At 65.5% G+C, this 8,101-nt stretch carries 10 protein-coding genes and 2 pseudogenes; 7 read left to right on the top strand and 5 right to left on the bottom strand.

Going from position 1 to position 8,101, the window contains the following annotated elements; genetic code table 11:
• From QOH60_RS03550 to QOH60_RS03530, 5 genes and pseudogenes are all read left to right on the top strand, one after another.
• Window positions 1–237, top strand: a pseudogene (locus QOH60_RS03550) (hypothetical protein); the annotation flags it as partial.
• Window positions 225–1,106 carry an SDR family NAD(P)-dependent oxidoreductase gene (locus tag QOH60_RS03545; protein WP_526417151.1) on the top strand — a complete coding sequence of 294 codons (882 nt, stop codon included), beginning with the start codon at window positions 225–227 and terminating at the stop codon, window positions 1,104–1,106. The pseudogene QOH60_RS03550 and the gene QOH60_RS03545, both read left to right, overlap by 13 nt.
• On the top strand, window positions 1,096–1,638 hold the full coding sequence (locus QOH60_RS03540) for a nuclear transport factor 2 family protein (RefSeq protein ID WP_526417149.1): 543 nt from the start codon (window positions 1,096–1,098) through the stop codon (window positions 1,636–1,638). Before QOH60_RS03545 ends, QOH60_RS03540 begins: the two co-directional genes overlap by 11 nt.
• Window positions 1,639–1,647: 9 nt before the next feature.
• Window positions 1,648–2,544, top strand: coding sequence for an amidohydrolase family protein (locus QOH60_RS03535; protein ID WP_526417147.1), 897 nt, complete (start codon window positions 1,648–1,650; stop codon window positions 2,542–2,544).
• 72 nt (window positions 2,545–2,616) lie between these two features.
• The gene (locus QOH60_RS03530; protein ID WP_526417145.1) at window positions 2,617–3,387 is read left to right on the top strand and encodes a VOC family protein; all 771 of its coding nucleotides are present in this window, start codon (window positions 2,617–2,619) and stop codon (window positions 3,385–3,387) included.
• 9 nt (window positions 3,388–3,396) lie between these two features.
• On the opposite strand, the gene QOH60_RS03525 is transcribed toward QOH60_RS03530, so the two are convergent.
• The 3 genes from QOH60_RS03525 to QOH60_RS03515 all read right to left on the bottom strand — a co-directional run bounded on the left by QOH60_RS03525 (window position 3,397) and on the right by QOH60_RS03515 (window position 5,964).
• Entirely contained in the window at window positions 3,397–4,032 is a 636-nt protein-coding gene (locus QOH60_RS03525; RefSeq protein ID WP_526417143.1) for an SDR family oxidoreductase, read from the bottom strand.
• A 614-nt stretch (window positions 4,033–4,646) separates the two neighbouring features.
• A complete protein-coding gene (locus QOH60_RS03520) occupies window positions 4,647–4,787 on the bottom strand; it encodes a hypothetical protein (protein WP_526417141.1) in 141 nt (46 codons plus the stop codon).
• A 217-nt stretch (window positions 4,788–5,004) separates the two neighbouring features.
• Window positions 5,005–5,964: a GlxA family transcriptional regulator gene (locus QOH60_RS03515; RefSeq protein WP_526417139.1), complete on the bottom strand. Its 960-nt coding sequence runs from the start codon at window positions 5,962–5,964 to the stop codon at window positions 5,005–5,007.
• A gap of 95 nt (window positions 5,965–6,059) precedes the next feature.
• Here QOH60_RS03515 and QOH60_RS03510 point away from each other — a divergent pair, with 95 nt between their 5' ends.
• Both QOH60_RS03510 and QOH60_RS03505 read left to right on the top strand, forming a co-directional pair.
• Complete coding sequence (locus QOH60_RS03510) at window positions 6,060–7,007, top strand: NAD-dependent epimerase/dehydratase family protein (protein WP_526417137.1); 948 nt, start codon at window positions 6,060–6,062, stop codon at window positions 7,005–7,007.
• Entirely contained in the window at window positions 7,004–7,429 is a 426-nt protein-coding gene (locus QOH60_RS03505) for an SRPBCC family protein (protein WP_526417135.1), read from the top strand. Before QOH60_RS03510 ends, QOH60_RS03505 begins: the two co-directional genes overlap by 4 nt.
• A 281-nt stretch (window positions 7,430–7,710) precedes the next feature.
• Here the strand turns inward: QOH60_RS03505 and QOH60_RS03500 are convergent, their stop codons facing one another.
• Both QOH60_RS03500 and QOH60_RS03495 read right to left on the bottom strand, forming a co-directional pair.
• On the bottom strand, window positions 7,711–7,857 hold the full coding sequence (locus QOH60_RS03500; protein ID WP_526417133.1) for a hypothetical protein: 147 nt from the start codon (window positions 7,855–7,857) through the stop codon (window positions 7,711–7,713).
• 161 nt (window positions 7,858–8,018) lie between these two features.
• A pseudogene (locus QOH60_RS03495) lies at window positions 8,019–8,101 on the bottom strand (glycoside hydrolase); the annotation flags it as partial.

Below are 8,101 nucleotides of genomic sequence, written 5' to 3'. Positions count from 1 at the left end.
GCGGACCGCGACACCGTCATCGGTGGGCGTTACCTCGACAGGATGGACAAGCGCGGCGCTCACTGGCGAATCGGGCAGCGGACGATGCTCTACGACTGGTATCGGGACCTCGGCCGGTCGATCGACTGGTCGCAGGGCCTGATGGGCGTGCCCTTCAGTGCCGATCACTACACCGGCAGGTCGGTCGGCGATCACAGCGAGACGTTCTTCGGCAAGGGCGCGGAATGGGCTCGCTAACAGGCCAAGTCGCTGTGGTGACCGGGGCAAGCCGGGGAATCGGCAAGGGCATCGCGTTGGCGCTGGGGACGGAGGGGGCCACCGTCTATGTCACCGGTCGCACCATGACACCGGGTGCGTATGAACTGCCTGGCACTGTTGGCGAAACCGCACATGAGGTGGACCGGCGTGGCGGCAAAGGCGTCGCCGTTCACGTCGACCATGCCGATGACAGCCAGGTCGCAGCGCTGTTCGACCAGATCCAGCGCGAGCAGGGCCGCCTCGACATCCTCGTCAACAACGCGTTCGCCCTTCCCGAGGACCTGACCGAACCGGGACCGTTCTGGGAGAAGCCGCTTAGCCATTGGGACATGGTCGATGTCGGCGTCCGGTCCAACTATGTGGCGGCACGGCATGCGGCGACGGTGATGGTTCCGCAGAAGTCGGGACTCGTCGTCGCCATCTCCGGATACGCCGCGGTGACCTATACCTACGGCGTGGTCTTCGGGATGTGCAAGACGGCGGTGGACCGGATGGCGCGGGACATGGCCGTTGAGCTCGAGGCGTACAACGTCGCCTCACTCTCGCTGTGGCAAGGCCTCACCTTCACGGAGCGGGCGCAGCGCAACTTGCGGCGCAGTCCTGAGATGACAACGCAGACGGTCACCGACCCCGCGGTCGGATGCTCGCCGGAGTTCCCCGGCCGGGTGATCGCGGCACTGGCGATCGATCCTGACGTGATGAAGCGGTCGGGCGGCAGCTTCATCACCGCGGAGGTCGCGCGCGACTACGGGATCACCGACGTCGATGGCGCCGTCATTCCGTCGCTGCGGGCCGAGCGCGGCGAGCCCATCTGGCGCCCGATCGCCGAGGCGCGCCATGGACGCTGACCGTCTCGCCCGAATGGACCGGCTGCTGGACCGGCAGGACATCCTCGACTGCCTGACCCGCTTCAGCCGCGGCATGGACCGATTCGACCGGGAAGTATTTCTGTCCGCGTTCCACACGGACGCCGTCATCGCGGCCGGCGATTTCGTCGGCGGCCCTGCCGAGCTGTACGACTGGGCGACGAGAATGCATCAGCGCGGGCAGGCGGCGACGCACCACAACCTTCTCAACCACTCCTGCGAGATCGACGGCGATACCGCGCACGCCGAGACCTATTACCTGTTCGCCGCGCGCAACCGAGACGACACCAATTGGATCGCAGGTGGGCGCTACCTCGATCGGCTGCAACGGCGTGGCGGGGAGTGGCGGATCGCTGTGCGGACCAACGTCATCGAATGGTCGGGCATGGTCCCGACGATGCCGTTGCCATTCGCCGAGGTTCCGGACATCGACGGCAACGGCGCACCGTCGCGCAGCAAGGCCGATCCGTCGTACCTTCGCCCGTTGGTCAACCGTCGCGAGCGGTCGTCCTAGACTGCGGAAATGCCAGCCGAAAAGTACGAATACGGTGTCGATTTCGACCGCGTTGCCGCGATCGATATCCACACCCACGTCGAGGTCGATGGCCACGGCCGCAAGGCCTACGACGACGAACTGGTTGAAGCCGTAGGCCAGTACTTCAAGATGGGGCCAGGCGCGCTGTCGAGCGTCGACGCGTTGGCCGACGAGTACCGGCGACACAACACGGCGGCGGTGGTATTCACCATCGATGCGCGCACCGCGATGAGGCACGAGTCGAATTCGGTCGAAGACATCGTCGCGGGCGCGATCCGAAACAGCGACGTGTTGATCCCGTTCGGCAGCGTCGACCCGTGGCACGAGAGACGAGCGGTGCACCGCGTCCATGAACTGGTCCGCGACTACGGCGTCAAGGGCTTCAAGTTCCACCCCAGCATGCAGGCGTTCGAGCCGAATGATCGTCGCTTCTACCCGATTTACGAGGCGATCTGCGAGGCAGGGGTGCCTGCGCTGTTCCATACGGGCCAGACCGGGATCGGCTCTGGCCTGCCCGGCGGGCATGGCATCAAGCTGCGCTTCTCCGACCCGATGCTGCTCGACGACGTCGCGGCGGACTTCCCTGAGCTGACGATCGTGATGGCCCATCCCGCGGTGCCGTGGGTGGACTCGCAGATCGCGATCGCCTCGCACAAGTCGAACGTCTACGTCGATCTGAGTGGGTGGTCGCCAAAGTACTTCCCGCCACAACTGGTGCGGGCCATCAGCCGTCAGCTGCGCACGAAGGTGCTGTTCGGCACCGATTATCCGTACATCAAGATGGACCGGTGGCGCCGCGACTTCGAGGCGCTGGACGTCGACCCGGCGGCGGTGCCGCTGATATTCAAGGACAACGCCCTGCGTGTCCTCGGGGTGACCAACTAGCGGAGGCGATGAGTTTTCCGGGCGAGAACGGTCGGTATCGGTGACTGACCCACCACCTTCAAGGAGACCATCGTGACTACTCGTGACCGCGCCCCGCTCGGCGCGCCAACCTGGATTGACCTGCTGACGTCGGACCTGGACCGCGCGAAGGATTTCTACGGCACGGTATTCGGCTGGGCGTTCGAATCCGCAGGCCCCGAATACGGCGGCTACGTGACCGCGTCCAAGGACGGCCACCCGGTGGCCGGATTGATGGGCAATGATCCGCAGTTCCGGACGCCCGACGGCTGGACCACGTATCTGCACACCGCCGACATCAACGCCACCGTGACGGCAGCGACCGCGGCGGGAGGTGGCATCTGCTCTGAACCCATGGAGATCAAGGACAAGGGTCACATGGCCACGCTGACCGACCCGACCGGCGCGTTCTTCGGGCTCTGGCAGCCCAACGGCCACAACGGCTTCGAGGTGATCAACGAGCAAGGTGCGCCGGTCTACTCTCAGCTCACCACCCGCGACTACGGCAAGGCGCTCGACTTCTACCGCGAGGTATTTGGCTGGCAGACCGAGACCGTCTCCGACACCGATGAATTCCGCTACAGCACAGCCATTTTCGACGGCGATGCGTTGCTCGGTGTGATGGATGGAACCAGAGACCTCGGCGAGGGGGTTCCGTCGAACTGGTTCTTCTTCCTCGGCGCCGAGGACGTCGACAAGACCGTGCAGCTGATCAAGGAGAACGGCGGCAGCGTCATCCGCAACGCCGAAGACACCCCATACGGCCGGCTGGCCGCGGTGGCGGACCCGACTGGCGCGGGTTTCAACCTGTCGTCGCTGCAGTGAAGGCCTGCGCTAGGCGCAGGCAAACATGACGCCGAGCGGGTTCGGGGTGTTGGCCGCGTCGACGATCGTTCCGGCGAACGTCCCGTCGACCATCTCGCCGGAGACCACAGTGAGGTGCACACCAGCGCGTCGGAACTCCGAACGCATTGCGTGCAGGGCGGTTTCGCCCGCCCGCTTGCTCGCGGCGATGGCCGTATAACCCTTCGGCACAGCCTTGTGGGGAAAGAAGTGGGCCTGGTGACTGGTCACGAAAACAATTCGTCCGCCGACCGGCATCAGCGGCACAGCCATCCGCGCAAGGCGCCGTTGGGCATCGCGGTTGAGGCGCATCGCGTATCCGGGGTCGACCTTCGACTCGAGGTCAGTTGACGCGTTGAGCACCAAGGCGTCCAATCGCCCGAAGCGAGTCGCGATGGTGTCGATCATCGCCGCGCACTCGGCCTCATCAGCGATGTCGGCGCCCAGCGTGGAGGCATACCCGCCTGCGCTGCGGATGGCTTCTGCGATGTCTTCCGCGCGTTCCGCTCGCTGGCGGTAGTTCACGACGACGTGGGTGTCGGCGCCGGCGAGTTGCTGCGCGACGTCCGCGCCGATGCCCCTCGATCCGCCCGTGACCAGGACGATCCGTGCAGGTGAGTGATGCATGTCGGGTTCCTTCCATCGCTGCCGTGCGTCCGCTTCGGCCCACCGTACACGAGTTTCTAAGAAAACTAAGGGATAGATAAGGTAACAATAAGGTAGCGCATGGCCGGATCTGAGCCGGCCGCGAAAACTCCCTACTGTTGTTGTGGGGATGATGATGGCGGCAATCATCGGCGGGAGCCGCTGTGGCTTCTCAACCACCGCAGGTGTGGCTTCTGCGACGCACCAAGGTCGTTGCCGCTGAATAGTGTCGTAGACGTGGGGACGTCCATCTGGCTGCGCACGATCTATCTCAGCGACAATCCCGATCCGGTGACCACCCGCACCGACTGGCCAACCGTCAGACGGGCCAAGCCTCGACGCTGGCCCTCCGTCGGCCGCGCCACTTCAACCAGCGCCACAGCTCTTGAGGCACCTGCCGAGGGCGCGGTCATCTGCGGGCGCCTGACTGGCCTAACAAACTCCGGTGCAAGACCTTTCGCCGCTCACACGCGAAGTTGTGCAGCCGCGGTTCTCGCGAGCTCAGTCCCTGTTCGCTTGTCGAGCGCGGCGTTGTCGAAGCTGAGTCGGTACCACAGCAGACCGAATGCCTGATCGACTAACAAGGCTGCCCTTGTTCAGTCGACGCTCTCCCCCGCTGACGGGCCTGTGTGACGATCCGCGCGACGGTCCGCGGCGAATTCGGCCAGCAGCGTCATCGTGTCGGTCTCGACGAGTGCCTCATGCAGCACAGAGAGCGGCACCGACCGGCTGTCCACGACGCCCTCGAATGTCTATCTGGCCACCGAGCAGCGACTCGGCCGACTGCGGGCCGGCACCGATCCGGCCGCGGGTGCGGCGCTGCTAAGCGGCGGGTGCTTCCATCACGCCTTTCTCAGCGCCTTCGCCGGCACCGACATTGACGCCTCCCGTACCCGGCGCAAGGGCCGTCGAGCAAGCGCGGGGCTCCGCGATCGCGATCCTGACCAGACAGCGTTAGCCGGCTACTTGGCCGGGGGAGTGGGTGAAGGTGGCCCGGTATGCGCTGGGCGTGAGTCCGGTCTTGCGGATCACGTGATCGCGCAGGGAATCGACGGTTCCGATGCCGGTGTGGTGGGCGATGACATGCATTGGCAGATCGGTGGTTTCGAGGAGTTCGCGGGCACGGTCTATCCGCAGCTGCAGCAGCCATTGCAGGGGACTGAGGCCCGTCTCGGCCCGGAACCGGCGATTGAGCGTGCGCACGCTGACGTTCGCGTGGGCGGCCAGGTCGGCCAGCGTGAGTTTGTCCGACAGCCGGGTCAGGGCCCAGGCACGGGTGGCGTCCAGAGTCGCCGCGCCGATCGACGGCACGGGGGCATCGATGAACTGCGCCTGTCCGCCCGGACGCACCGGGGCCACCACCGCCAGGCGCGCAACGGTGTTCGCCACCGCGGCACCGTGATCGGTGCGGATCAGGTGCAGACACAAGTCGATTCCCGCCGCGAGACCGGCCGAGGTGACGATCGGGCCGTCTTCGATGAATAACACCTCGGGCCGGACCCGTAGCTGTGGAAACGCCTCCGCCAGCTCTCGGGCGTATTGCCAGTGGGTGGTCACGCATCGCCCATCGAGCAGACCTGCTGCCGCCAGCACGAACACACCGGTGCAGATCGACGCCATCCGCGCCCCCCGAGCACTCGCTTTTCGCAACGCCGCCAACAACTCTGGGGCGAAATCGTCGCGCGCACCGGTGCCGACGACCACGACGGTGTCCGCGCGCGCGATGGTGGCGAGTCCATGGGTGACAAGCACGTCGAAGCCGCCACGCGTGGCCACAGCTCCCGGGCGTGACGTGCAGGTGCGTGTCGCGTACGCGGGCCTGCCGTCAACGACGACACCTCCGAACAACAGGTCGGGTATCGACAGCTCGAAAGCGCCGACCGGCGCGACAGCGACCACGGCTATTTGATGCATGGCCAGAACCTCCGCATCTGTGGCATTTCAGCCACTACCGTAGTGCCCCACCCGCGGCGATAGTGAACCGCGTCCCCACCAACCCGAGGAGAACCATGTCGATGAACGTCGTCGTCGGTGCCGGTGGCACCGGCGTCGCGACCGCCGAACTACTGGCTGAGGAAGGCCACGACGTGCGGCTGATCACCCGCAGCGGTAGCGGCCCGTCGCACCCGCGCATCCGCCGGGTCGCCCTTGATGCAACGAACGCCTCCCAACTGGCCACCGCGATCCGCGGGGCGTCGACGTTGTTCAATTGCGCCGCACCGCCGTATCAGCACTGGCGTACGCAGTTTCCCGCGCTGGCGGCCGGGCTGCTCAACGCAGCGATCAAGGCGCAAGTGAACTACGTGATGCTGGGCAATCTCTACGGCTACGGGCCCGTCGATGGGCCGATGACCGAAGACCTGCCGATGCGGCCCAACTCGCGCAAGGGCGCTTTGCGGGCACGAATCTGGGAAGAAGCAAAGGCGGCACACGACGCCGGCCGTGTCCGGGTCACCGAGATCCGTGCAAGCGATTTCGTCGGCCGGGGCGCGATGTCGGTCTTCACCCTCATGGTCGCACCCAAGGTTCTCGCGCAGAAGCAGGCGATGTTCCCCGCCGACCTCGACGCCCCGCACAGCTGGACCGGCACGGTCGATGCAGCGCGCGCCCTGGCGGCCGCCGCGGCCAGCGATCACGCGTGGGGGCAGGCTTGGCACGCGCCGACGAACGCCCCGGTGTCCGCACGCCAGTTGGCGACCACGCTGGCCGGCTGCGCCGGTGTGGCTGAGCCGCGGCTGTCCCGGATGCCGGGATGGCTGCTGCGGGCCGCCGGATGGGGGTCGAAAGTGGTCCGCGAACTGCCCGAAATGCAGTATCAGCTGCAGAAGCCGTTCGTCGTCGACTCCGCCCGCATGCAGCGAGAGTTCGCGCTGCGTCCTACCCCGTTGGTCGACATTCTGCGCGACGGGCTGCCCACCTGCGAGTCCCGTGACGCTGTTCGAGGAGAAATATCATGACCGAAGTACGCGAATCGTGCGAGCTCGGCGCTTCCGCGCACCAAGTGTGGATGCTGATCAGCGATTTCGGCGGCTTCGCCGAGATGCTGGTCGCGTCACGCGACGGCACTGTGCAGGTCAGCGGTACAGCAATCGGGATGACGCGGACCGTCACGATCGGTGACGACCATCTGATCGAGCGGCTCGAGGATTTCGATGACATCAACTGGCGTACAGGATATTCGATGCTTGCCACCGGCCCGCTTCCCATCGCCGACTACCGGGCAACAATCTCGCTATCTCCGTTGGCCGGCGATCGATGCGCCCTGGATTGGGTCGGATCGTTCGTGCCCGACGGCGCCAGCGAAACCGAGGCCGCGGACGCGGTCCGCACGGTGTACGTGGAGGGAATTGAGTTGATGCGTCAGCGGTTCGGTGGCTGAAGCCAGCAAAGACATCCCCCGGGGCCAACTGCATGCACGCATGTTAGCCACGACCAGGGCGGAATCGGCCTGAAAGAGGCTTGTGGCGCGAGGTGGGACATATAGACCAACCGATGCGGTGAGATCGCGGATACCGCCAGGTCCATCTGTCGCATCGAGCAGCGCTGCAGTTGCTCCTGGTTACCCGACAGGCACCCGCCCTGCCAATCAGTGAACACATTCTGAAGAACAGCCGCAGGGTAATTCAGCTTCTCAACGGCAACTAGGCGAGCCGCAAGGTGTCATCGGAGCTCGAGCGTGAGGTAGTCGTTCAGCTCGCCGTCACGGCGTGATGGGTGGTCGTCGAGCAGCTCGTAGCGGTGGAAGCTGTACTCGCCGCCGGCCTTCAGCTGTGCGACGGACTCGACGAAGCCCGCATCGGTGCCCATGACGGGCACCTGCGAGTTCCTCGTCGACTGCGCCGAGACGGTGTATGGATAATGACGATTGTCATGAGATATCCACGGGCGCTTTGGGTCTGGCGGGGGTGACTGTCCGTCGGGGACGGCAACCGCCCTGCCCCTGGCCAGCCAGTCAAGTCCATCCGGAATCAGATGAAGTACTTCTCATTTCCGGTCGGGTATCCACCGCCGGTGGTGGCGATATGGACGTGGTCGTAGTGGTTCGCGGTTT

This window comes from Mycobacterium sp. (assembly GCF_032159765.1).
Classification (GTDB): Bacteria; Actinomycetota; Actinomycetes; order Mycobacteriales; family Mycobacteriaceae; genus Mycobacterium.
This window is presented reverse-complemented; position numbering and strand designations above follow the sequence as displayed.